Source organism: Photorhabdus cinerea, assembly GCF_011189575.1.
GTDB lineage: Bacteria > Pseudomonadota > Gammaproteobacteria > Enterobacterales > Enterobacteriaceae > Photorhabdus > Photorhabdus cinerea.
The window spans coordinates 320,841-345,807 of record NZ_PUJW01000001.1 but is presented as its reverse complement, the minus strand read 5'-3'; the positions used below and the strand labels follow the sequence as shown (position 1 = coordinate 345,807).

At 44.1% G+C, this 24,967-nt stretch carries 20 protein-coding genes and 1 riboswitch; of the genes, 15 read left to right on the top strand and 5 right to left on the bottom strand.

The genetic code is table 11. The features are described 5' to 3' along the window. The first annotated feature begins 1 nt into the window (after window position 1). From leuB to C5469_RS01550, 13 genes are all read left to right on the top strand, one after another. The gene (leuB, locus tag C5469_RS01610; RefSeq protein WP_054480165.1) at window positions 2–1,093 is read left to right on the top strand and encodes a 3-isopropylmalate dehydrogenase; all 1,092 of its coding nucleotides are present in this window, start codon (window positions 2–4) and stop codon (window positions 1,091–1,093) included. A 1-nt stretch (window position 1,094) separates the two neighbouring features. Beyond that, entirely contained in the window at window positions 1,095–2,504 is a 1,410-nt protein-coding gene (leuC, locus tag C5469_RS01605) for a 3-isopropylmalate dehydratase large subunit (RefSeq protein WP_166301353.1), read from the top strand. A gap of 8 nt (window positions 2,505–2,512) precedes the next feature. Next, the gene (gene leuD, locus C5469_RS01600; RefSeq protein ID WP_166301685.1) at window positions 2,513–3,118 is read left to right on the top strand and encodes a 3-isopropylmalate dehydratase small subunit; all 606 of its coding nucleotides are present in this window, start codon (window positions 2,513–2,515) and stop codon (window positions 3,116–3,118) included. 465 nt (window positions 3,119–3,583) lie between these two features. Beyond that, window positions 3,584–5,245 carry an HTH-type transcriptional regulator SgrR gene (gene sgrR / locus C5469_RS01595; RefSeq protein ID WP_166301350.1) on the top strand — a complete coding sequence of 554 codons (1,662 nt, stop codon included), beginning with the start codon at window positions 3,584–3,586 and terminating at the stop codon, window positions 5,243–5,245. A gap of 585 nt (window positions 5,246–5,830) precedes the next feature. Then, complete coding sequence (gene mutH / locus C5469_RS01590) at window positions 5,831–6,517, top strand: DNA mismatch repair endonuclease MutH (RefSeq protein ID WP_166301347.1); 687 nt, start codon at window positions 5,831–5,833, stop codon at window positions 6,515–6,517. 92 nt (window positions 6,518–6,609) lie between these two features. Further along, window positions 6,610–7,329, top strand: coding sequence for a TerC family protein (locus tag C5469_RS01585; RefSeq protein WP_166301344.1), 720 nt, complete (start codon window positions 6,610–6,612; stop codon window positions 7,327–7,329). Window positions 7,330–7,901: 572 nt separating this feature from the next. Next, on the top strand, window positions 7,902–8,462 hold the full coding sequence (locus C5469_RS01580; protein WP_166301341.1) for a fimbrial protein: 561 nt from the start codon (window positions 7,902–7,904) through the stop codon (window positions 8,460–8,462). Between the two features lie 101 nt (window positions 8,463–8,563). Beyond that, window positions 8,564–9,280 carry a fimbria/pilus periplasmic chaperone gene (locus C5469_RS01575; protein WP_166301338.1) on the top strand — a complete coding sequence of 239 codons (717 nt, stop codon included), beginning with the start codon at window positions 8,564–8,566 and terminating at the stop codon, window positions 9,278–9,280. Further along, entirely contained in the window at window positions 9,280–9,852 is a 573-nt protein-coding gene (locus tag C5469_RS01570) for a fimbrial protein (protein WP_166301335.1), read from the top strand. Before C5469_RS01575 ends, C5469_RS01570 begins: the two co-directional genes overlap by 1 nt. Window positions 9,853–9,885: 33 nt before the next feature. Further along, on the top strand, window positions 9,886–10,620 hold the full coding sequence (locus C5469_RS01565) for a fimbria/pilus periplasmic chaperone (protein ID WP_166301332.1): 735 nt from the start codon (window positions 9,886–9,888) through the stop codon (window positions 10,618–10,620). Window positions 10,621–10,658: 38 nt separating this feature from the next. Then, a complete protein-coding gene (locus C5469_RS01560; protein WP_166301329.1) occupies window positions 10,659–11,450 on the top strand; it encodes a fimbrial biogenesis chaperone in 792 nt (263 codons plus the stop codon). Between the two features lie 82 nt (window positions 11,451–11,532). Further along, a complete protein-coding gene (locus tag C5469_RS01555) occupies window positions 11,533–14,175 on the top strand; it encodes a fimbria/pilus outer membrane usher protein (RefSeq protein WP_166301326.1) in 2,643 nt (880 codons plus the stop codon). A gap of 93 nt (window positions 14,176–14,268) precedes the next feature. Continuing rightward, window positions 14,269–15,423, top strand: coding sequence for a hypothetical protein (locus tag C5469_RS01550; protein ID WP_166301323.1), 1,155 nt, complete (start codon window positions 14,269–14,271; stop codon window positions 15,421–15,423). Window positions 15,424–15,859: 436 nt separating this feature from the next. Here the strand turns inward: C5469_RS01550 and speB are convergent, their stop codons facing one another. Next, on the bottom strand, window positions 15,860–16,786 hold the full coding sequence (gene speB / locus C5469_RS01545) for an agmatinase (RefSeq protein ID WP_166301320.1): 927 nt from the start codon (window positions 16,784–16,786) through the stop codon (window positions 15,860–15,862). Window positions 16,787–16,956: 170 nt separating this feature from the next. Beyond that, window positions 16,957–18,861: a biosynthetic arginine decarboxylase gene (gene speA, locus C5469_RS01540; RefSeq protein WP_166301318.1), complete on the bottom strand. Its 1,905-nt coding sequence runs from the start codon at window positions 18,859–18,861 to the stop codon at window positions 16,957–16,959. A gap of 627 nt (window positions 18,862–19,488) precedes the next feature. Here speA and metK point away from each other — a divergent pair. Further along, window positions 19,489–20,661 (top strand): methionine adenosyltransferase, encoded by a 1,173-nt coding sequence (gene metK, locus C5469_RS01535; RefSeq protein WP_166301316.1) that lies wholly within the window; start codon window positions 19,489–19,491, stop codon window positions 20,659–20,661. Between the two features lie 150 nt (window positions 20,662–20,811). Beyond that, window positions 20,812–21,309 carry a SprT family zinc-dependent metalloprotease gene (locus C5469_RS01530; RefSeq protein WP_166301314.1) on the top strand — a complete coding sequence of 166 codons (498 nt, stop codon included), beginning with the start codon at window positions 20,812–20,814 and terminating at the stop codon, window positions 21,307–21,309. 295 nt (window positions 21,310–21,604) lie between these two features. Here C5469_RS01530 and C5469_RS01525 read toward each other — a convergent pair whose 3' ends face one another. From C5469_RS01525 to C5469_RS01515, 3 genes are all read right to left on the bottom strand, one after another. Further along, the gene (locus C5469_RS01525; protein ID WP_166301312.1) at window positions 21,605–22,495 is read right to left on the bottom strand and encodes a leucine-rich repeat domain-containing protein; all 891 of its coding nucleotides are present in this window, start codon (window positions 22,493–22,495) and stop codon (window positions 21,605–21,607) included. A gap of 534 nt (window positions 22,496–23,029) precedes the next feature. After that, window positions 23,030–24,103 (bottom strand): magnesium transporter, encoded by a 1,074-nt coding sequence (locus C5469_RS01520; protein WP_166301310.1) that lies wholly within the window; start codon window positions 24,101–24,103, stop codon window positions 23,030–23,032. A 74-nt stretch (window positions 24,104–24,177) separates the two neighbouring features. Beyond that, a riboswitch (M-box (ykoK) riboswitch) is annotated at window positions 24,178–24,349 on the bottom strand. A 153-nt stretch (window positions 24,350–24,502) separates the two neighbouring features. Next, window positions 24,503–24,835: a DUF6694 family lipoprotein gene (locus C5469_RS01515; RefSeq protein ID WP_166301308.1), complete on the bottom strand. Its 333-nt coding sequence runs from the start codon at window positions 24,833–24,835 to the stop codon at window positions 24,503–24,505. Window positions 24,836–24,967: the final 132 nt, after the last annotated feature.

Below are 24,967 nucleotides of genomic sequence, written 5' to 3'. Positions count from 1 at the left end.
CATGTCGAACAATTATCATATTGCAGTTTTACCCGGTGATGGTATTGGCCCAGAAGTTATGACGCAAGCCCATAAGGTACTGGACGCAGTCCGCAAGCGTTTCAATATCCGTATCACCACCAGCGAATATGATGTAGGTGGAGTTGCTATCGATCGTCACGGCTGTCCGCTGCCGGTAGAAACCATAGCAGGCTGTGAACAAGCTGATGCCATATTGTTCGGATCTGTGGGGGGGCCTAAATGGGAACATTTACCACCAGCAAAACAACCTGAACGTGGTGCTCTGTTGCCATTACGCAAACATTTCAAACTGTTCAGCAATTTGCGCCCTGCTCGCTTATATGCTGGATTAGAAATATTTTGCCCTTTACGCAGCGACATCACTGCCAAAGGCTTTGATATTTTATGTGTCCGTGAATTAACAGGCGGTATTTACTTTGGTCAGCCAAAGGGGCGTGAAGGCCAAGGTAAATTTGAGCGTGCATTTGATACTGAGATTTATCACCGCTTTGAGATTGAGCGTATCGCCCGCATCGCTTTTGAATCAGCCCGCAAGCGCCGTAACAAAGTCACATCTATTGACAAAGCAAACGTGTTGCAGAGTTCCGTGTTATGGCGGGAAGTTGTCACTGAAATTGCTAAAGAGTACCCCGATGTAGAAATTGGTCACATGTATATTGATAATGCCACCATGCAATTAATCAAAGATCCGTCCCAGTTTGATGTCATGCTGTGCTCCAATATCTTCGGTGATATCTTATCTGATGAGTGCGCTATGATCACCGGTTCAATGGGCATGTTGCCTTCTGCCAGCCTGAACGAAAAAAGCTTTGGTTTGTATGAACCCGCAGGTGGTTCTGCGCCGGATATTGCCGGGAAAGGTATTGCTAACCCAATAGCCCAGATTTTATCTGTTGCGTTACTGTTGCGTTACAGCTTAAGTCAGCATGATGCTGCTAATGCAATTGAACAAGCGGTGAACCATGCACTGGAACAAGGTTATCGCACAGTAGATTTAGCCGGAAATGGTAAAGCAATCAGTACTGATGAAATGGGTAACGTCATTGCCCGTTATGTAGCCGAGGGGGTTTAATATGACTAAGACTTTATATCAGAAATTATATGATGCTCATATCGTCCGGGAAGTACCAAATGAAATCCCGTTACTCTATATTGATCGTCATCTGGTTCACGAAGTAACCTCCCCGCAAGCTTTTGATGGTTTACGCACCAAAGGTCGCCCAGTTCATCAACCCAGTAAAACGTTCGCCACAATGGATCATAACGTCTCCACACAAACAAAAGATATAAACGCCTGTGGTGATATGGCACGTATTCAGATGCAAGAGTTGATGAAAAACTGCGCCGAATTTGGTATCACATTATATGACTTAAACCACCCCTACCAGGGAATTGTTCATGTGATCGGACCGGAACAAGGTATGACCCTGCCCGGAATGACTATCGTGTGTGGTGACTCACATACCGCAACCCATGGCGCATTCGGCTCATTAGCATTCGGTATTGGCACTTCTGAAGTTGAGCATGTACTGGCAACTCAAACCCTGAAACAAGCTCGTGCTAAGACCATGAAAATAGAAGTTGTTGGCAATGTCGGTGATGCTATTACCGCCAAAGATATCGTTTTGGCAATCATCGGCAAAACAGGCAGTGCAGGTGGTACAGGTTATGTTGTTGAATTCTTTGGTAAAGCGATTGAAGCACTTAGCATGGAAGGCCGGATGACCTTATGTAATATGGCAATTGAAATGGGTGCTAAAGCAGGTTTAGTTGCGCCAGATGAAACTACTTTTACTTATATGAAAGGCCGCCAGTTCTCACCAAAAGGAGCGCTGTGGGAACAAGCTGTTGCTTACTGGAAGACGCTAAAATCCGATCCTAACGCACAATATGACACAACTGTAACTATTAATGCAGAAGAGATCTCCCCACAGGTCACATGGGGAACAAACCCAGGACAAGTAATCGCTATTGATCAGGCAATTCCTGCACCAGAATCTTTCATTGATCCTGTTGAACGCGCATCTGCTGAAAAAGCACTGGCTTATATGGATTTGAAACCCGGTATTAAGCTGACGGATGTGAAAATTGATAAAGTCTTTATTGGTTCCTGCACCAATTCCCGTATTGAAGATTTACGGGCTGCGGCAGCTATCGCGCAAGGCCATAAAGTTGCCCTAGGTGTTCAGGCGATCGTTGTTCCGGGATCAGGCCCAGTTCAAGCACAAGCGGAAGAGGAAGGTTTGGATAAAATCTTCATGGATGCCGGTTTTGAATGGCGTTTACCCGGATGTTCAATGTGTTTGGCAATGAATAATGACCGCCTGCAACCGGGTGAACGCTGTGCTTCAACCAGTAACCGCAACTTTGAAGGACGTCAGGGGCGTGGGGGACGTACACACCTGGTTAGCCCAGCAATGGCAGCTGCGGCAGCGATTAACGGCCATTTTATTGATGTACGTAATTCTGTACAGAAGTCATAAAGGAGAAAATTATGGAAAAATTTATTCAGCATACTGGCTTAGTTGCTCCTTTAGATGCCGCAAACGTTGATACCGATGCCATTATTCCCAAACAATTTTTGCAGAAAGTTACCCGTACCGGATTTGGTTGCCATCTGTTTCACGACTGGCGTTTCCTTGATGATGCAGGAGAGAAACCGAATCCTGAATTCGTATTAAATCTGCCCTGTTATCAAGGTGCCAGTATCCTTCTAGCCCGTGAAAACTTTGGTTGCGGCTCCTCCCGTGAACACGCACCTTGGGCATTGACGGATTATGGTTTTAAAGTTGTTATTGCTCCAAGTTTTGCAGATATTTTCTACGGTAACGCCTTCAACAACCAGTTACTGCCAGTGAAATTAGACGATAAAGATGTAGATGAACTATTCGAACTGGTTCAGCAAAACCAAGTTTGTCGTTTTACCATCGATTTGGGACAACAGAAAGTGCATGCTGGTAATAAAAGTTATGACTTTGAAATCGACAACTTCCGGCGTCACTGCATGATGAATGGCTTGGATAGCATCGGTCTGACATTACAACATCTGGATGACATAATAGCCTACGAGCAGGAGCAGCCGGCTTTCTTGCGTTAATCTTTTCTTTATTTATTCATCGATTAATCCCGTAGTTTTCTGCTGCGGGATTTTCTTATCACCCAGGTAGAAGAAATGCCTTAGCGTTAGCTTAAAGCATTGCAGAAATTGATACACAAGAGCAACAACAGCACCTAGACAAAATTCAACCAACATCAGATTGCTACTCAATTTTGAATCGATGCATAAAATAGAAACAATACAGAATAAAATATCTAAATTTCCCCATACTGACTTCTATTATGTGAATGTTAATCACAACAACAGAATAACAACACACACAATGTACAATAAGAAAAAAAGCCAGTAAGCTTGCTTACTGGCTGGCAAATCACCATTACTCAAGAAAATTGGGGGAGAAGCCAGATATCGTTCTGGCCTATTGAGCTACTTTCAATACTGTTAATTATCTGCTCAATATAAGGAAACAAAAATTGATCAATAATACTACGGAGTTCCTCTTTTATGCCCAGCCCACGTTTACAACAACAATTCATCAGACTATGGCAACATCATCAAGGAAAAGAGGCTGAAACAACATTACAGGAACTGGCAAATATCTTGCATTGTTCAAAGCGCCATATCCGCTCACTGCTCAACAATATGCAGAAAGCCGGCTGGTTACAATGGCAAGCAGAATCCGGTCGAGGGAAACGTTCTCAACTGAATTTCTTGCGTGACGGTCGAGAACTCCAGCAACAACGAGCTGAAGAATTACTTGAACAGCAGAATATTGAAAAGCTAGTTCAACTCGTTGGTGATAAAGATGCCGTTCGTCAGATGGTGTTATCCCAGATTGAACGCCGTTTCCGGCAAGGAAAAAACCTTCTACGGATACTCTATTATCGCCCTTTCCTTAACCTTCTACCCGGCTCACCTTTACGCCGTTCTGAAATTCATCTAGTCAGGCAGATATTTAATAGCCTGACACGCATAAATGAGGAAAATGGGGAACCAGAAGCTGATTTGGCTCATCACTGGCAACAGATATCGCCAAATCATTGGCGATTTTATCTGCGACCAGCCATCCATTTTCATCATGGAAGAGAATTACAGATGGCAGATGTCATTGCTTCGATACAAAGATTAAGTAACCAGCCTCTTTTCTCCCACATTGAAAAAGTAACAACACCGACACCACACGTAATTGATATTTTTCTTTCAGAACCCGATCACTGGCTCCCTTTATTAATTGGTAGTCCACATGCCATGATTTTGCCGCAAGAATGGCATCAACTACCGAACTTTGCTCGTATGCCAGTAGGAACGGGTCCTTACCAAGTAGTCAAAAATAGCTCTCAGAAACTGCAAATCCGAGCCTTTGATAATTATTTTGGCTTTCGAGCGCTGATTGATGAGGTGAATATATGGGTTCTGCCAGAGTTAGCGGAAAAACTAGTCTGTACAACCCTACACCTGGAAAGCGATAGTACAGGTAATAATTCGTTAGAAAGCAGGATAGAAGAAGGCTGTTATTTCCTACTGCATGACCACCGTTCTGATAAATGTAAAAGAGAAGATGTTCGCCAGTGGCTATGCAGCCTATTAACACCAATAAATCTGTTGGCACATTGTGACCCTTTCTATCAGCGACATTGGTCACCGGCATACGGCTTATTACTACGCTGGCATCACAGTAAGCTAATAGCAGAGTTAGATAAACCAGAAGATATTACCCATCTGACCGTAACTCTTTATCATCAACACCACGAATACCACACAATCAGTCAAATCCTTCAAACCATCCTGAAAAAATGCAGAGTCGAACTGAAAATCAACATCGTGGATTATGACACATGGTTCAATGGTAACGCCGAAAGTGACCTCTGGCTTGCTACCGCCAATTTTTATAACCCACTGGAATTTTCACTGTTTGCCACATTGTATGAGATGCCATTATTGAAAAAATGTCTTGGGGATAACTTAGATAAAGAAGTCTCACAATGGCGACAGCAAGAATTATCGCTTGAAGAATGGTGCCAAAAAATAGTCGATAAACACTGGCTTTATCCGCTATTCCACCACTGGCTTGAACTACAAGGACAGAGAAGTATGCGAGGAGTAAAAATGAACACCTTTGGCTGGTTTGATTTCAAATCTGCCTGGTTTAACCCATATGAAGGGTAATTCACAGAAAAGGCCACAGTTATGAACATACACAGGTATACACATCTGCTTTTATTCACTTTTTCTGTGGATATCTATGTGAAAAAGGCAGGGGTAATTCAGGTATAGCTTTATATTATGAATTATCAACCTATAAACAAAGAATGAAATTGTATTTATTTTTCATTGAAATAGCAGTTATTTACCCCGTTATTTTTGGCGTCAGCCATTGCTATAACCGGTAACATTAGTCAACAAGAACAAAAAACAACCAACAATAACATTATCCACAGGTTATGCTTTTTAGTTAAACAAAAAACAGGGTTTTTTGTAGAGAAATATGTTAGTCAAGGCTGTAAATCAAACCAGTGATCTCATTTTTGTCTACTTATCCCATAAAACTGTGGATAACATGGTGTAAAATCCTGTTCATTATTACCGGCAATCGGTGAACAATAGTGTCAGTCAATCTTACAATAATCCAAACAGCAATAAAAAATGTTTATATATCATGCTATTATCACTCTGTTAGTGACTGTGTAAAATCCAGATTTATTATTCACAAACAGCAAGGCTATTTTTTGACCTAAAAACGGATATCCCTAAATGAACACACGTTTTGCCCCGCCCCTTCCACCGGACAACGAACAACAGTTATTTGAATGCGCCCAACTTTTGGCTGGTTTATCAATGGGAGAACTCGCGACAAAAGCCGATTTACCTATCCCTCCCAATCTGAAACGAGATAAAGGCTGGGTAGGAATGTTGCTGGAATACTATCTTGGCGCCAGCGCCGGCAGTAAACCCGAGCAGGATTTTGAACACATCGGTGTTGAACTTAAAACTATCCCTGTAGACAGAAAAGGCTATCCTTTGGAAACAACGTTTGTTTGCGTTGCACCATTAACCGGGAACAGTGGTATTACCTGGCAAAGTTGTCACGTCAGACGCAAGTTATCACGAGTGCTGTGGATACCCGTTGAAGGTGAACGGGACATTCCTTTGGCTAAACGCCGGGTTGGTTCCCCCCTGTTATGGAGTCCCAATAAAGAAGAAGAAGAGTTACTGCGTCGTGACTGGGAAGAATTGATGGATTTTATCGCACTTGGCAAAGTAGAAAGTGTGACAGCCCGTCATGGTGAAGTCTTACAGTTACGCCCTAAAGCAGCCAATAGCAAAGCATTAACCGAAGCAATCGGAATACACGGCCAACCCATTATGACTCTGCCCCGAGGGTTTTATCTGAGGAAAAATTTTACGGCTCCTTTATTGGCTCGTCATTTCTTGATTTAACATCAATATTCGATCATTTTTTTCATTGATATACTTACCTTGCATTCAATCACGCGTATAATTAAGTCTTTACCTTAAGGTCTTAATACACAATGTTAGAATGGATCGTTGATCCCCATGCTTGGATGGCGCTTGCCACCCTGACAATTCTGGAAATCGTTTTAGGGATTGATAACATCATCTTTTTGTCACTTGTTGTCGCAAAACTCCCTACCCATCAACAAAATAAAGCACGCAAAATCGGGCTAATGGGAGCAATGTTGATGCGCCTGGCGCTATTGGCATCCATTGCTTGGGTTATCCAGCTAACCTACCCGATATTAACCATTTTTGAACATGACATTTCTGCGCGCGATCTGATCCTATTCTTTGGCGGACTATTCCTCATATGGAAAGCCAGTAAAGAAATTCATGAAGCCATTGAAGGCGGAGATGAAGGAGACTTAAAACGCCCTGTTCACTCTTTCTTTGGTGCTATCACTCAGATTATGCTGTTGGATATTATTTTCAGCCTGGACTCTGTCATTACCGCTGTTGGTCTGTCCGATCATCTGTTTATTATGATGGCAGCCGTTGTAACCGCTGTCGGAGTTATGATGCTGGCGGCTCGTCCTATCGGAGAGTTCGTTGACCGTCACCCTTCAGTAAAAATGCTCGCACTGTCATTCCTGATACTTGTGGGTTTTACCCTTATTCTGGAAAGCGTACAGGTACACATACCTAAAGGTTACATCTATTTTGCAATGTTCTTCTCAATGACAGTGGAAACACTGAACCTGATGCGTGGAAAAAAGAAAAGAAATAAGAAGTAGCGTTACAATAACGCCAAAAATATCATTCTCTAATATAAAAAGTATTTTACCAAAGCCCTGTTCAGTATTGCGGCATCTAAATTCCATATAACAAAAAATTGCCGGTTATTCCGGCATTTTTTTTATTACACTTAGCTAACCTAGCCAAATATGAGGGATTTATTATGACTGTCCAGGCAAGACCGCATAAAAATCAATCAAAACACTTTCGTTCGAGAGATCTCTGTTAATGCGACAGAACCCCTCCCCCCCTTTTGAAGGAATTATTAAAATTCAGATATTAATTTAATAAGGAACAAATACTCACGACACCATAACGTTTAGGTATTAATGTTGAGTATATCGGAAGCTAATAATTGATTGTCTCAAAAAGAGAACAAACTGCCTCTCAATATTTCCCGCTCAGAAATAGATATGTTATCGACGGTTTAACCAAAGTTCAGATTAGTTAATCAGCAAACAAAATAACTCAAATGACAAGTAAAACGCACCGCGTTAGCGATCTGATTGTTTAACTTGTCGTGATGTTGTTTTAGGCAAAATGTATCGAATAGATAAAAGGAATAGATGAAATGAAAAAACAAATTTTGAAGACCTGTGCGATAGCGGCCCTGTGTCTGGGGGGGATGTCGCAGGCTATGGCGGAGGAAGTTAGTGCCGGTACCCTGGCGGTGAGCTCTTCAGTGACCGCAGAAACTTGTAAGTTTGCAGCAATAGAGCCTGTTAGTCTCACCGCTTTGGTATCTGATTTCACAGCGGTAGGAAATGGAGCAATCTTAGCTAACACGCAAAAATTCGTCACGATTAAAACGGAAAAATGCCCTCTGTGGAGTTCCGCGAAAAGCGTTAAATTAACGGTTGCCGGTACCGCATTAGCATCATCCAGTAATTACTTTCAGCTTCTTAACGCTGCGGGTAATACTGCAATCACCGACCATGCGGTTATTCTGACAATAAATGATAAGGTTTTACCAGCAAATGCAGCAATTAACCTAAAAGATCCCCAATACAGCGCCGCAGTAGCCGGTGATAACGCCATCACGCTTAAAGTAGGGCTGGCTAAGATTGGTGCGGCGGCGGTAAAAGCAGCTGACTCCAAAGCAAACCTGACCGTGAAAGTAGCGTATGACTAATTTAACGCCGATAGGCGTTAGAAACACATAGCTGTGGAATTGGACAGGGAGGCCCAATTCTTACTTACGCAATACCAATCCAGACATTTTCAGGTGAGTCAGTGAAAAGATTGATGACAGCAATGATAGTGACCGCTCTGTCAGGTTGCCCGGTCATGTCCGTGCAGGCGGAAGGGGTGGGGATCAATACGACCCGCATTATCTATCCAGCGGACAGCCGCGCGACAACCGCCTCAGTGAGCAATACCAGTAAAGAGGCGGTCTATTTAATACAGGTGACAGTCAGTTCTACTTCTGCGGGAGACAAAACCGCTCCATTTCTGGTGACGCCGCCCCTGTTTCGTATGGAACCAGACAGCCAGAATCAGGTGCGCATCATCAAAACTGGCCCGTCGTTGCCAGCCGATCGGGAATCCCTGTTCTGGTTTACGGCGAAGGCCATTCCGTTAAGCTCTGAATCCGATAATCGCTCCCAGAGGAATGTCTCCGGCGGAATACAGTTTGCTATAGCCAACACGATTAAGCTGATGTATCGCCCGTCGAGACTGTCGGTTTCGCCGGAGCAGGGATTTGGTTCACTGCGTTTCAAACCGACAGCAGCGGGAATCACGGTCACCAATCCGTCACCTTATTACATCACCTTAACCTCCCTAAAAGTGGGTGGACAGGAGGTGATGACGCAGCAGAAAGAAAACATGGTCTCCCCATTCTCTGACCTCTCTCTACTACTTAAAGGAGGGCATTATCCAGCCAAAGTAAGCTGGACGGTGATTAATGACCTCGGCGGAGAATCCACCTATCAAGGGGAGATACGGTAATGTGCAAACCGTGGACTCTTATCAGACAGACAACATTAGCCAGCCTGCTCTGTACCGCCCCTCTGCCTGGGGAAGCGAGCTCAAACACAGCAGAACTGACATTGGCATTGACGCTGGAGCAGCCAACCTGTGAGCTCTACATGCAGACATCCCATGTCGAGTTTTCATCCGTACCACTCACCGAGGTGCGGTACAGCACGCAACATATTGCGGCGGCGGGCAGCAAACCCATTACGTTGGCGTTGTCAGGCTGTGCGGGGTCAGCCAGAGCAGGTCGTGCCCCGGCGATTAAAATAGTCGGCGCCACGCCAGAAGACCACCCGACGTTATTTCGGGATAAAGCGTCAACTGTAGCGGGAAATGTAGGATTTGGCCTGCGCTATCAATTGCCGGGCGGTGGGCTGGGGAACTACCTGAAAAATGGCGATTATGTGAATTTGGCGCCACTGGGTAACGCAGCTAAAGACAGTCAAATTACCTTCCTAATGGATATGCGGCATGAATCCGGCACGGCTGTGCCGACTCCCGGTGAACTGACCGCGCACATTCAATTTCAATTTAACTATCACTGAGTGTGGCTCAGGTAACAGGTTTCAGGAGGCGTTGTGGAAACAGGTCGGGTACGCCCTGCATGGTACCGGCTGGTGCCATTGGTGTTCTGGCTAGGGTTAGGGATGACCGGTACAGAATCCTGTCTAGCCGCCGGTATCAGCCTAAATAAAACCCGGGTGATTTTTACCCAAGGGGAGCGGGCACAAACGCTGACAGTGGTCAATACCACACCTCAGGCGTGGCTGGTGCAGGTAAGGATAACGGAAGATCAGGAGAAAACTACACCGGCGTTTGTAGTGATACCGCCGCTGTTCAGGTTGGAAGCCAACAGTCAAAACAGCTTGCGTATTTTGCCAACCTTTAATCACCCCCCCTTTCCGGTGGGTCGGGAATCGCTCGGGTATGTCCAAATGAATGCTATCCCCGCCTCCCATCAGATGGCGAATGAGCACATTCGGGATCAGGCGTCGATGAGCATGGGAATGCGGATTAAGTTTTTCTGGCGACCGTATGGCCTGCCGATGTTGCCTGAAGAAGCGTATGGACAGCTCCGCTTTCAGTCGCAACCCGATGGCATCAAGGCGTGCAATCCCACTCCGTATTTCCTGTCGCTGGACAGTCTCATGCTGGACGGACAGGCGCTCGATCTGAACCTCTATCCCTCCATGATAGCGCCACAGGATTGTGTGACCTATGCCGGGCTGGTGGGTAAAAAATCAGTGAGCTGGTCGATGATTAACGATTACGGCGGGGCTTCAAAAATATTTACCGTCAGGGTGGCATGTTAAATCCGCCCTTGTTTTCTACTTTTCTACGGAGGTGGAGAATGAAGAGAGTCAGTAACCGGCATGGGCGGACACACTGGGGGGTAATGCTTTATTCCCTCGGTTTCGCCCTGCTGCTAGGGAATATATTCAAGGCGCAGGCGGTTGATAATCAAGGGCTATCGTTCTCCCCGATGCAGTTGTCTTATATGGCTAAAGATAGCCCGGGAGGCGTGACGCTCAGCATGACTAATCACACGGCGCAGAACTATCTGGTACAGGGATTTGTCAGCCCGATGGACCCCGATACCGGTCGCTTTGACACCCAAGCCGAGCAAGTTCCCCCTTTTATCGTTCTGCCTCCGTTAAAACGGGTCGAGGCTGGCGAGAAATTTTCGTTCCGTATTCGCCAGCTTGGGGGGCAATTACCGCCGGATCGGGAATCGGCCTTCGTAGTTTCTTTGCGAGCTATCCCGGGAGTTGCCGTACCGGATACCGCAGAGGCACCGGCATTAAGTCACCGGACAGACAAAGCGTCGCAGGTGCAGGTCGCTTTACAGATGAATATCCGACTGTTTTATCATCCTCAAGGAGTACCCGACCGGGATAACGCCACGGTGGCTAAACAGGTGAAATTTTCCCTTCAGGGGACGCAGTTACGGGTGGAAAATCCCACTCCCTATTTTCTGACCTTTTCTGCCCTGAAAGTAGGCACCCAACAGGCAGATGATCACATACGTCAGGCGATGGTGCTCCCGAAAGGCATACAAACCTATTCGTTTACCGCCGGAGTACAGGGGCCACTGGTCTGGCGTTTTCCCGGCGACAGTCAGGATCGCCATGTTCCGTTATGACCCGTTCTCATCTGTGAGTAGTGACCGGCAAAGTGACCTCAAGATTAACAGCATAGGCTTAAGTTAGAAGCAGAAATGAGCTATGACAATAAACATTTTATTTTCGTCTGCGTGGCTGGCAGGCAGTCAACGTGCGCCCGGTCAGTCGGGCAGTTTCCGGCTCCGTCCTGTATATGTATGTCTGCTATGCTCACTGACGGCGACAACCTTGCCTACCTCTGCGCGGGAATACTTTAATCCCGCTTTCCTGATGGGGGCGACGGGGGAGCAGGAGCATATCGATCTCTCGGTGTATGAAAACGCGGGCTATGTCGCACCGGGACGCTATTTGGTGGATGTCTACATGAACCAGAATAAGGTGGATAACCGCGAGATTGAATTTAGATTGGTAAATGACCATCTGCAACCGGTATTAACGGTTGCACAGCTCGAAGAGTATGGGGTCAATATTCGCGGGTTACCGGCTTTTCAGGGAAAAGCGAGCGATAGCCCCATCACGGATCTGACGAAACAGATCCCACATGCCCGCGCGATACTGGATTTCGCCCATTTGCGTTTGGATCTGAGTGTCCCTCAGGCAGCTATGCAGCCCCACCATTCTGGGATGGTCGATCCGTCACTGTGGGATAACGGGATACCGGCCTTTTTGATGAATTACACCGTCAACGGTTCGGAAGGGCGTTATGACGGTCAAGAAACCGGCGGCGGATCACGCTCCCGTAATCTGTTTGCCTCTTTTCGTAATGGGTTGAATCTGGGGCCGTGGCGTCTGCGCAGCACGCAAACTTACAGTTACAATCGCCAGCGCAACGAAGGACCCTCCGGTTTTTCCCCCTCGACGCAAACCCAATGGCAGGTGAGTAATACCTATCTGCAACGTGATGTGCAGTCACTGCTCAGTGAATTCACGGCTGGTGAAACGTATACCGGTGGGGATATTTTTGACAGCATCCCATTGCGTGGCATGAAACTGGCTTCGGAGGAGGCCATGTTACCTGACAGTCAGCGCGGTTTTGCCCCGGAGATAACCGGTGTGGCGAGCTCTAATGCGCAGGTGACCGTATCTCAGAATGGTTATACCGTGTATCAAACCACGGTGGCGCCGGGGCCGTTTCGTTTCACCGACCTGTACACCACCGGGGATTCTGGCGACCTGACGGTCACAGTCAAAGAGGAAGATGGCAGTACTCGTGTCTCTACCCTTGCTTCTTCATCTGTCCCGATGATGCAGCGTCCCGGCGGCATTAAATATGAGTTAACGGCCGGTCAATATCACGGCGGCAACCTCACCGATGGCAGCCGTTCCCCGGTATTTGCTCTGGGCACTCTGGTCTATGGTTTGCCACACAATATCACCTTGTACGGCGGGGGACTGGTCGCAGGCAACTACCAGTCGGGTGTATTAGGCTCGGGCGTGTCACTGGGGGCATTCGGTGCACTGTCTGCGGATGTGACGTTTGCCCGTGCCCAGTTGCAAGGGGCCAAGGAGCAGGAAAATAACCGGCAACAAGGCCAATCTTATCGGGTGAAATACTCTAAGAACTTGATCAGTACCGGCACCGGCATTGATCTGGCCGCCTACCGCTATTCCACTCAGCATTATTACAGTTTCAGTGATGTTAACAGCATGGGGTACAGCTTGAATGAATATCAGGTCCCGTGGGCGCTTGACCGACGTCAAAGCACCTGGCAGGTGAACCTGCGTCAAACGCTAGGACGTTGGGGCAGTCTTTACGCCTCCGGGACGCGCAACGATTATTGGAATGGCCGTACTGACAACAATCTGAATCTGGGTTATAACGCAATGCTGATGGGGATCAGTTATAACCTGAGTTATAACATTTATCGCATGGAAGGGGCAGGCAACTGGTCGGAGAATCGTCAGGTGTCATTCAATATGCAGGTCCCGCTCAGTCTCTTTGGTTCATCGTCTGCGCTACGGGGCGTTTACACCCGTTATACAGCTTCGCGCGACTCGCAGGGTAACCTCACTCAGCAGACTGGGATCAGTGGCATGTTATGGAATAACCGTTTGAATTATACCCTCCAGCGAGGTTGGGGGAACAGCGGCCAGCAAAACAGCCGGGCCTTGTCTCTGAGTTATCAGGGCAGTCAGGGAAACGTTAATCTGGGCTACAATGACAGCGCAAATAGCTATCACTTCACCTACGGGGCTTCCGGTGCTCTTCTAATCCATCCTTACGGTATGACGCTATCACGCTCACTGGGCGAGGAAGCTGTGTTGGTCCGCGCGCCCGGGGCGAAAGGGGTGACGGTCGGTGACGGCAACGTGCAGACCGACTGGCGTGGCTACGCCGTACTGCCGGGCGGATCGGTATACCAAAAAAACACTATCAATCTAGACCCATCCACCCTGCCGGAAGGGGTCGATATTGACCAGACCAGTAAGAACGTTTATCCGACCAGAGGAGCAGTGACGCTGGCAAATTATCAAGTTCGCTCAGGCAGCCAGTTACTGTTGACTTTGACACATCATGGCAAACCGGTACCCTTTGGCGCTACCGCGACGCTGGAAGAGAATACTACTCAGGCCGGTGGTGGCATTGTGGGCGATAACGGCCGGGTTTATCTAAGCGGTATGCCCCCCGCCGGTCGCGTGAAAGTCAAATGGGGAAACGGGGCAACGCAACAATGTATCACCCGTTATCAGGTGCCGTCCGATACACCCGGGCAATTGGTGCAGGCAAATGCAGTGTGTCTGTAAGCGTTACCCTCATGTAGGCACCGACAAAAGTGAGGTTATCTCGGCAGTTAAAGTAAGCGATTTGAACAAATGAGTAGTTTGGAGAGAAGAAGAATGTTAAACACTGAACGTTTGTGGAGCAGTAGTGTAGCAAATCCCGTCTCAACCCTCATGGGCCTAGGGGTATCACTGCTCTTTTTATTGACCGCTTTGCCACTCCAATCGGCAGAGACTTATCAGGACTGTGAGATTGAACTGGTGCAGATGGTTCGCAATGTCACCGGTTATGCAATGGTGCCAAACAACAAAGATAAGCGTGATTACTCACGTGATGAGATAGTAGGCTATACCACCAGTGGTCCTCTTGACTGGTCAACAACCTGTCGCGTTTCTGCTGGAACGCAGTTTATGGCCTACACGGTGGAGTCTGGAACGAGCCCATTAATCTCTTCGTCGTCACCGAGTAGCGTCAGGGTGGGACGGTCCGGCGACTTTATGGTTGATGTCGGGCAATCTTCACTCTCTTGCCAGACACACGGTTCACCCGGTACGTATCGCTCAGCCAGTCTGGCAGGGGGGAATGTCGGCGTTAACATTCCCTGCATTCCCGATACCAACGGCCTGGTTGATGTCAGTGTCCGCACCGTGACAGGAGCAATTTACCCGGACAGTGACGGCAATTTCAATGCGAAGGCAGGAGTCAGTCCCCTGTCAGTTGGCGCGGTCGGCTGGACTCCTGCGGCCATATTGGGTTCTAACGGCATGCTGAAACCACTATGGACCACAGTTATTCTCTCACCGGTCAAAAAGCCATCCACCTGTGCGGTTGTCCTGACACCCTCATCGGTGGATTGGGGAACGGTGAAAAGAATCGGTAAACAGGCGGGAGACCCTCTGGCGTCAGCCAGACAGATAGGGATAAGCAGCACATGTTCCAGCGATGACGATGTATTCCTACATTCACGCCTGCTCTACCGAATCGATGGGCCACTTGTGCCGGGGAAACCGAATGCATTAGCTTCCTCAATAGAAGATATCGCCTTCGCGTTCACCGATTCTGCCAACAAACCCTTATCTCTCGGTACTGGGCACAGAGGCGAAGGAGAGAACGCAAGATACGTTAAGCGGGGAGACGATAGCTATACCGCATCAACACAACTGTCTGTTGTACCGATTCTGATGAAGACTGACGGAGCCGGAGGGCGAGCCAGTGCCGTTGCTGTCATCTCAGTGTGGTCGGATGTTAATTTCGTCGAACCATCTGCTTAGGCCGGGGAATTTGTCGGAATGGTTTAGCAAAAACTGCTGTAAACCCTAGCCCAGTGCGGGCGGGGAGGTTCTGTCGCATTAAGCGCTGTTTGGATAATATTGCATTTTTTTATTGCTTGAATTGAATGGCATTCGGTTAATCAATGCTCATATGTGAAAAATGATAGAGGATATCCATAGGAAAGCATATAAACACATGCATATATACCTGTCATCTTTCAAGTTGCTTCTTTGTTGGCTGCACTCACTCACCCCGGTCACAGAGTTATCTATGCTCCCGGGGATTCGCTCCCTTGCCGTCGCGATGCATCTTGAAATCCATAGGGTATATATAAAGGCCACACCAATTCAAATAATACTGAACCAGGGGATAGATTCACAACTCGTTACGAGCTTAGCGACTATCCCCTGATGTTATATATTAGTGCATAAGAATTCAGATTATCTTCTTAGCTGCCTGTAAGTAAAGCATCTCCAGCGCAACCGTTGCCCCTGCTAAAGCAGTGATCTCAGACTGATCATAAGCTGGAGCCACTTCTACCACATCCATACCGACAATATTTAGCGGTTGCAAACCGCGCAGCAATTTCAATACCCGATCGGTTGTCAGTCCACCAATTACAGGCGTACCCGTACCTGGTGCAAAAGCAGGATCAATACAATCGATATCGAAAGTCAGATAAACCGGCATATCACCAACAGTCTCTTTTATCTGAGCGAGCAAATCATCCACACTACGCTCATTAACCTGAGCAGCATCCAACACGGTGAAACCATCGTCCTGACCATGTTCAGTACGTATACCAATCTGTACTGAATGATGTGGGTCGATCAATCCTTCGTTTGGAGCATGGTAGAACATAGTACCATGGTCAAATTTGCTACCGTTTGGATAGGTATCAGAATGAGCATCAAAATGGACCAGAGCCATTTTGCCAAAATGTTTAGCATGAGCGCGTAAAAGCGGCAAAGTAATGAAATGATCACCACCAAAAGAAAGCATGCGCTTACCGGAAGCCAACACTCTTTCCGCATGGTCCTGTAATTTGTTACTCATATCCTGAGCATCACCAAAATCGAAGACCAAATCACCACAATCCACAACATTTAGATGATTGCGTAATTTAAAGTCCCACGGCCAGCGGCGGCTTTCCCATGCCAGGTTAGTAGAAACCTGGCGAATAGCCGCAGGCCCGTGGCGACTGCCTGAACGACCTGATGTTGCCATATCAAATGGCACTCCGGTAATTACCCACTCTGCATCGCTAGAATACGGCTGGAAATTCAGCGGAAAGCGCAGGAAACCGAAGGCGTTAGAAACTAGAGAGTTATCTTGTTGGTTGCCCAAGGTACTTATTGTCATGAGATATATCCTCAGAAGTTTCCTGACAGGATAATGCTATTTAATTCCAGAATACCTAATGCTATTACGAAATGGGGTATCCCTGAGATAATCCCATTTCTATGCATCCCCAAATCTGGTTTTATAAATAACGCTATCTGTATACAGGAGGCTTAATTAACACCAGAAGACTATTCATCTTCCAGATATGTGTAGCCATAAAGACCACTTTCAAATTCCAGTAAAAATTGCTCTTGCAAACCGGTGTCCAAATCCGTGCCTTTTACTTGATCACGGAAACGGGCCATCAGCACGTTAGGGTCCAGTTTCACATATTGCAGCATATCCGCGACTGAATCCCCCTCTTCACTCTGGTTATAGGTCACTTCGCCATTATCAAATACATAAACATCAATAGCCGCAGTATCACCAAACAGGTTATGCATATTGCCAAGAATTTCCTGATATGCCCCTACCATAAAGAAGCCAATCATTGGCGGGTAATCAGGATCATAAGCAGGCATTGGCATTGTCGTTGCTACACCATCACCATCCACATAATGATCAATAATACCATCGGAATCACAGGTGATATCTAACAAGACAGCGCGACGATCCAACGGCTTATCCAGCCCTTCAATCGGCAAAACAGGGAACAACTGATCGATTCCCCATGCATCAGGCATAGACTGAAACAGAGAGAAATTCACATAGAATTTGTCTGCCATGCGTTCTTGCAATTCATCAATAATTGGCCGATGAGCACGGTTGCTTGGATCAAGATCCTGCTGAATACGACGGCAGATATTCAAATACAACTCTTCCGCCCAAGCCCGCTCAGTCAAATCCAGCATGCCATGAGCATATTGTGTATGAACATCATGCAGATCAAGCTGGCTGTCATGCAACGATTCACGTAAAGAACGTCTATTCCCTTCAGAATGCATCTCCTGCCATGTTTCCCACAGACTAGCAAGCGGGCGGGAAGCATCTTCTGCCGGTGGCGTTGTCTGCGTAAATTCATTACGTTCAACACCGATAACATTGGATACCAACACAGTATGGTGAGCAGTCAGAGCACGACCAGATTCGGTGATAACGGTCGGATGTGGTAAACCATGTTCATCACAGGCATCACCAATGCCCCAAATCACATTGTTAGCATATTCATTCAACCCGTAGTTTACAGAACAGTCAGATTGAGAACGAGTTCCTTCATAATCGACACCTAATCCACCGCCAACGTCAAAACACTGAATATTGACACCGAGTTTATGTAACTCGACATAAAAACGGGCTGACTCACGGACACCCGTTGCGATATCACGAATATTCGACAATTGTGAACCAAGATGAAAATGCAGTAATTGCAGACTATCAAGCCGCCCCACTTCACGCAGAGTCTCAACCAATTGCAGTACCTGAGTCGCCGCCAGCCCAAATTTCGATTTTTCACCACCACTGGCTTGCCACTTACCCGAGCCTTGCGATGCCAAACGTGCACGAACTCCCAGGCGGGGGATCACATTCAGCCGTTCAGCCTCTTCCAGCACCTGAGCAATTTCAGACATTTTTTCGATCACCAAATAAACTTTGTGACCTAACTTTTCACCTATCAGCGCCAAACGAATATATTCACGATCTTTATATCCATTACATACGATTACAGTACGAGTCATACCCGCATGTGCTAACACCGCCATTAACTCAGCTTTAGAACCCGCCTCAAGCCCTAAAGGTTCACCAGAACTTGCCAGCGATTCAATAACCCGGCGTTGTTGGTTAACTTTAATGGGATAAACTAAAAAGTAATCACCTTTATAGCCGTATGACTCTCTGGCTCGCCTGAATGCAGCGTTAATTGAACGCAAACGATGCTGTAGGATTTGAGGAAAACAAAATAACGCCGGCAAGCGTAAATGTTCCTGCTCTTCCTGAACTCTTTTCACTAATCCCGCAAGATCAATTCTTGCCCCTGGTAAATCAGGGTTTGGACAAACACTGACATTACCTAAATCATTGACGTAGTAGTAACTCCCTCCCCAATATGCAATATTGTAAGTCTGTTGCATTTTACGAGCGATATTATCATTCATGGCAGTCTCCTTAATGGAGTTAGAGTTTCGCCTTCGCCTGTAATTAATAAATAACTCAAGACGCCATATCTTGCGTGTTAAGAAATATCAGGGAACAGCATGCTCTCAGGTTTAAAAAGCGTTTAGTTACTACTAAACAATGACAAAATTACCGAGCGACAATACGTCTGTCCGACATATCCGGCCTATTTGCTGACAACGGATAACATCGAATTAAAGACATATTGAAAAGAAAGGAAAAAGATGCGGACAAATCCGACAAGTGTGGCTGTTGGCCATTAGCAATCAGCAGATAATGGATCATTACCCATTCACCCCCACACATGGCTCATACTTAAAGAGCCATTTTCTCGATTGAGAAACAGAAGCTATTTAGCTTTCTGCAAGTCTGTAGCACAAATAATTCAACTACGGCCGCTGTTTATACTCGCAATCACACAAAATTGCAAAATGAAATTGAATAAAACTGACATATAAACAAAGAAATTATTTGTCACCAGATGAAAATTACCACTTATAACTAAAAAAATCTGGAACACGGATAGTAATTACCCTAAAATAGCCATCTAGATGTTAATCCATCCATCATTCCCAAACTGAAATTATATTTTAAGGTAACGTAATATAATGACCACATACCTTTTCACCTCTGAATCTGTTTCTGAAGGGCATCCTGATAAAATCGCAGACCAAATTTCTGATGCTGTTCTCGATGCTATTCTGGAACAAGATCCAAAAGCTCGTGTCGCATGCGAAACCTATGTTAAAACCGGCATGGTTATGGTTGGTGGTGAAATCACTACCAGTGCTTGGGTTGATATTGAAGAAATTACGCGGCAAACAGTTCGAGAGATTGGTTATGTCAATTCTGAAATGGGTTTTGATGCAAACTCATGTGCAGTATTAAGTGCCATTGGCAAACAATCACCAGATATTAATCAAGGCGTTGACCGCAAAGATCCTCTACAACAAGGTGCTGGCGACCAAGGGCTAATGTTTGGTTATGCAACCAATGAAACTGATGTACTGATGCCTGCACCTATCACCTATGCACACCGTCTGGTCCAGCGTCAAGCGGAAGTTCGAAAAAATGGTGTACTACCGTGGCTACGTCCAGATGCAAAAAGCCAGGTAACATTCCAATACAGTAACGGCAACATTGTCGGCGTTGACGCAGTTGTACTTTCAACACAGCATTCTGAAGACATTAACCAAAAAGATCTGCAAGAAGCGGTAATGGAAGAAATCATCAAGCCGATTCTACCTTCTGAATGGTTAAATCCAACAACCAAATACTTCATCAACCCAACTGGCCGTTTTGTAATTGGTGGCCCAATGGGTGACTGCGGTCTAACAGGTCGTAAAATCATTGTAGATACTTACGGTGGTATGGCTCGTCACGGTGGTGGTGCATTCTCTGGTAAAGATCCATCCAAAGTTGACCGTTCAGCCGCTTACGCTGCACGTTATGTAGCAAAGAATATTGTGGCTGCTGGCTTAGCTGATCGTTGTGAAATTCAGGTTTCCTACGCTATCGGCGTTGCAGAGCCAACTTCCATTATGGTGGAAACATTCGGTACTGAAAAAGTGCCAACAGCAACTTTGACTCTACTGGTACGTGAATTCTTCGACCTGCGTCCTCATGGCCTGATTCAAATGTTGGATCTGTTACACCCAATCTATCGTGATACCGCTGCCTATGGCCATTTTGGTCGTCCACAATTCCCATGGGAAGCAACTGATAAAGCAGAAATCCTACGTGAAGCGGCTGGTCTTAAACTGTCAGCTATCAATATATAAAAGCAAAAAACCCGGTTTGGATAAACTGAACTGGGTTTTCCTTAACATTAGCTGACGATTGAAAAAATCATGAAATTATTATTATCGTTAGCGAGTGTTTAAGAATTTCTAACCAATATCCACCTATCTCACTTACTTCATTTTCAACACATGAAATCAGTTAGAGTTCCAATCGCGTTACAACAAGCTGTTATGCAAACCTTGCGGCAAAAGCTGCAACAGGCAAATTTGCATCTTAAGCGTGATTTTCCCGAACCTACAATAAATTACCGCCAGCGAGGAACCACTGCCGGCAGCGCTTACATACAGAGTTGGGAAATCCGCCTTAATTCAGTGCTATTGATTGAAAACCGACAAACTTTTATTGATGAAGTTGTACCTCATGAACTGGCACATCTACTGGTTTATCGTTACTTTGGGAAAGTGCCTCCACATGGCAAACAGTGGCGTTGGATGATGGAAGAAGTTCTGGACGTTCCGGCCAACCGTACACACAAATTTGAAATCGATTCAGTGCGCAGTAAAACTTTTACTTATTACTGTAACTGCCAGCAACATGTACTAACCCTACGTCGCCATAATAAAATCTTACTGGGAGAAAGTAATTATATCTGTCGAAAATGTGGTGAGAAACTTATTTTTAAATAATAAAACCAATTGAAAACAAAGAATAATCGGAAAACATTTATATTAAGAGGTAATTATCTATATTACTTATTTTTTCATAAATAACTTTAAATAAATATTAAAAACAAACAATAATCAAATATATAATTCCAAGCGGTTTCTCATAGTAACCAAAAACTTTGGATCATCAGTACATTACCTTTTTCATATATAATGAAAGAGAAAAAAGATTTGCATTAAGATAGTGAAAACTTTCAGTTGTCGTAATGTATGGCATTGTATTAATTTTATACATCCGTGTACCTATTAAATTATACTAAATATGAACAAGACAGCCTTTTTCTCTAAGGATATTTATTTCATCAGATATCTTTGAAAACTTATTCCATCTTAAATCAATTCTTTTTAGACTCTTCATATTAACTATATCAAATGGTAAAGAAGTCAAATTATTAGCACGCAAGTCTAAACTAATCAAATTATTTAATCCGGAAATAGAATCAGGTAAAAAAGAGAGCTTATTAAATCTCAAATTCAATTCCGTTAAAGATTTTAAACTTCCAATATCTATAGGGAGCTGCTTTATTAAATTATTTGACAAATTTAATACAGATAAGTTCTCTAATTTAGAAATCTCATCCGGAATTACAGAAATTAAATTATTCATCAAATGAAATTCACGCAATAAATTTAATTTTTCTATATTAGGAGGAATATTAACTATACGATTATTATAAAGGCGAAGCTCAACTAATGAATTCATGGAAAAAATTGATAAAGGAATGACATTGAGTTTATTATCAGTTAAATTTAGATAAATTAGTTCCTGTAAATCACGAAATGAGTCAGGTATAGAAAATAGCTGATTATCACTTATATATAAATATTTTAATAATGCAAGCTCTCCCATCTCATAAGGCAATTTAGAGATCTTATTATGCCCAAGATCGAGCATTTCTAATTTAGATAAATTTGCAATTTCTTTAGGCAAATTATTAATATAATTACATGATAAATTAAGTATCTTTAATTTCTTATGATTACAAAGCAACTTAGGGAAATCAGTAAGGTTATTATTATAAAAACTCACAAAAGATAAAGAATCTCCTATAAGAAGATCTTCTTCAACGACATCAATCTGTTGAGAGTCTTTATTGAGATACTCACCTTCATCTCGGTCAATAGAAATTACATTCTGATGAAACACTCAAACCTCCTTACTAACTGATAAGAATATTTTGTAAAGGAATAACCATGATAATCAACGGAAAATACCTTCTCTTTAACCAATTTATTCTCCTGTTTCTTAGATTCGATAATTTGTTGAATAGAACTATGTGGTATGTAACGTATAACGCTATCTTATTTAACAACAAGATATTCTTTTTCAATACCAATAGAATTGCGGGTTCAATTTTACCATACTTAATACAAAATCCTATTTCTTTATTAAGATAGTCTAATAGAATAGTTATCATATTCAATATTAACATAACCTTATTATAACCTAAGTTACCATCTTAGTATTGAGTACGCCATATAAAAATATAAAAATATAAAAATATAAAAATATAAAAATATAAAAATATAAAAATATAAAAATATAAAAATATAAAAATATTATCCAATTTCATTAACAGAAAGCCAAAAAATTTCAATCAATATTACAGATGGATATATAAAATAAGCTCTTATCCAGTCAATAAGATACCCAATTAATATGGGCACCTTATTGATAATTTTAAACGAGCTCTGTCATCACTGATTTAGCTATTTCAAAATAGATAATCAAACCAGTACCATCAATAAGCGTGGCAATAAAAGGGGCAGATACCACAGCCGGATCAATAGAAATCCTTTTCAATACCATCGGAATAATGGAAGAAACAATGGCACTCCAGACGGTAATTGCAATGATGGTCAAACTAACAACAATCGTCACTTCAATACCGACACCTAATACCCAAGCACGGATAAGGGCAGCAAAACCTATCGTTATCGCCACTAAAAATGAAGTGGAAACCTCTTTACGTAACACCGCCCACAGATTACGCAAACTCACTTCCCCCAATGCCATTGCCCGGACCAACGTTGAGGTAATTTGCGTTCCACTGTTACCCCCCGTTCCTATTAATAACGGGATGAAAAACGCCAGAGAAATTGCCGCTTCTAATTGATCTTCAAATGCTTTAAGCACAGCTCCGGTATAGGCTTCTGCAACAAATAGCAGCAATAACCAACCGACACGCTTACGCCATAATGTTATTGGGCTGGTACTCAGATAAGGCTGGTCCAGAGGTAAAGTTGCCCCCTGTAAATGAGCATCCAACGTATTTTCATCTTCTATCAGTTCAGCAATATCCTGCGGTCGTAGCACGCCAACTAATTTGCCAAAATGAATGACCGGAACACTATCCATACCGCTGTGATTTATCAGACTATAAACATCATGACGCGGCTGCTCCGGTGATACAGAAAAGTAGCTTTGCCTCATAATATCTGACACAAATAAATCATCGGCTACGGTTAATAACACCTTCACCGGCAATATGCCATTCAGATAACCTTCATCATCAATGACATATAAATACGTCGGGATCTGTTCTCCCTCAAGTTGATTAATCAGATTACCTTTTGCCGATAAAACAGAATCAGCAACGGATACAGAAATAAAACATTGACTCATATATGCACTGATAGTTGCATCTTCATGTTTCAATTGATGCTTCTGCTGCTGATCAACATTTTTTTCATTAATGGAATGGTTACTAGCAATAGCTAATAGATCCATTTTTTCATGGGATGTAACTTTCATGATGTTGGTCCCTATTACTGTTGTGAACTTCAAACAGCACTCACATAGGGGCGAAACCAGATGAGAGAATGCAACAGCTATCTCCACGTCTCAGTTTTAGCACTATACAACGTATCCTGATTTATCAGGAAGTTACATGGGGATATACCTTGGTTCGATATATCCTGTCCTAATCTTGGGCGTCTCTCGACGTCGTCAGATCAGCAACCTGTGTTTGTATAGGAGCCTCGCCTAACGAGATACTGCACTTAAAATGCGGCTTGCATTATAAACAAAATTTATAATAATTCAAAATTATAAAATAACTTGTTTAAATTCTGTTTAAATTACTAATGATAATAAAAAAACGGCATAGATTTCTATCTCATACCGTTTAATGCAAATAATCCTACGAAGATACTACTCATTTTCTGATTTCTTAGCTTTAATTTTTTCAGCCTCAGCAATCAGTTGGTCAGCTGTTTTACCATCCAGTGACTTATAAAACTTTTGTTTTAATTCTTTTATATCGCTATTAACACCTGATTTAACCAGTTCATTGAAATCGATGCTATTAAACATAGCTACCTGAATTGATTCATCAAACTGAGCTCTTTTATCATCTGGTAGCACATCCCTTATCTTATCAATGGATGTTTTCAGAGCAATTTCATTAGAAGCATCAATTTTAGGTTGGTTATCACAGCCAGCTAATACAAATCCCAACAAACAAATTGCTAACAATTTTTTCATACTCGTCCCCCGAAGAATATTAAACAAGGGAATAATAACAGAAGTAAAAACAATAAACCGTTTATAATTAGCCAAATTAGCCAAATTAGCCAAGAATAGGAATATACCCGTTATCTTTCAAGTTGCCTCTTT

Bases quoted from the DNA above. Each gene is read 5' to 3' on its own strand.
- leuB (WP_054480165.1), top strand. From the start codon at position 2: ATGTCGAACAATTATCATATTGCAGTTTTACCCGGTGATGGTATTGGC.
- leuC (WP_166301353.1), top strand. From the start codon at position 1,095: ATGACTAAGACTTTATATCAGAAATTATATGATGCTCATATCGTCCGG.
- sgrR (WP_166301350.1), top strand. From the start codon at position 3,584: ATGCCCAGCCCACGTTTACAACAACAATTCATCAGACTATGGCAACAT.
- mutH (WP_166301347.1), top strand. From the start codon at position 5,831: ATGAACACACGTTTTGCCCCGCCCCTTCCACCGGACAACGAACAACAG.
- C5469_RS01585 (WP_166301344.1), top strand. From the start codon at position 6,610: ATGTTAGAATGGATCGTTGATCCCCATGCTTGGATGGCGCTTGCCACC.
- C5469_RS01580 (WP_166301341.1), top strand. From the start codon at position 7,902: ATGAAAAAACAAATTTTGAAGACCTGTGCGATAGCGGCCCTGTGTCTG.
- C5469_RS01570 (WP_166301335.1), top strand. From the start codon at position 9,280: ATGTGCAAACCGTGGACTCTTATCAGACAGACAACATTAGCCAGCCTG.
- C5469_RS01560 (WP_166301329.1), top strand. From the start codon at position 10,659: ATGAAGAGAGTCAGTAACCGGCATGGGCGGACACACTGGGGGGTAATG.
- C5469_RS01555 (WP_166301326.1), top strand. From the start codon at position 11,533: ATGACAATAAACATTTTATTTTCGTCTGCGTGGCTGGCAGGCAGTCAA.
- C5469_RS01550 (WP_166301323.1), top strand. From the start codon at position 14,269: ATGTTAAACACTGAACGTTTGTGGAGCAGTAGTGTAGCAAATCCCGTC.
- speB (WP_166301320.1), bottom strand. From the start codon at position 16,786: ATGACAATAAGTACCTTGGGCAACCAACAAGATAACTCTCTAGTTTCT.
- speA (WP_166301318.1), bottom strand. From the start codon at position 18,861: ATGAATGATAATATCGCTCGTAAAATGCAACAGACTTACAATATTGCA.
- metK (WP_166301316.1), top strand. From the start codon at position 19,489: ATGACCACATACCTTTTCACCTCTGAATCTGTTTCTGAAGGGCATCCT.
- C5469_RS01530 (WP_166301314.1), top strand. From the start codon at position 20,812: ATGAAATCAGTTAGAGTTCCAATCGCGTTACAACAAGCTGTTATGCAA.
- C5469_RS01520 (WP_166301310.1), bottom strand. From the start codon at position 24,103: ATGAAAGTTACATCCCATGAAAAAATGGATCTATTAGCTATTGCTAGT.
- C5469_RS01515 (WP_166301308.1), bottom strand. From the start codon at position 24,835: ATGAAAAAATTGTTAGCAATTTGTTTGTTGGGATTTGTATTAGCTGGC.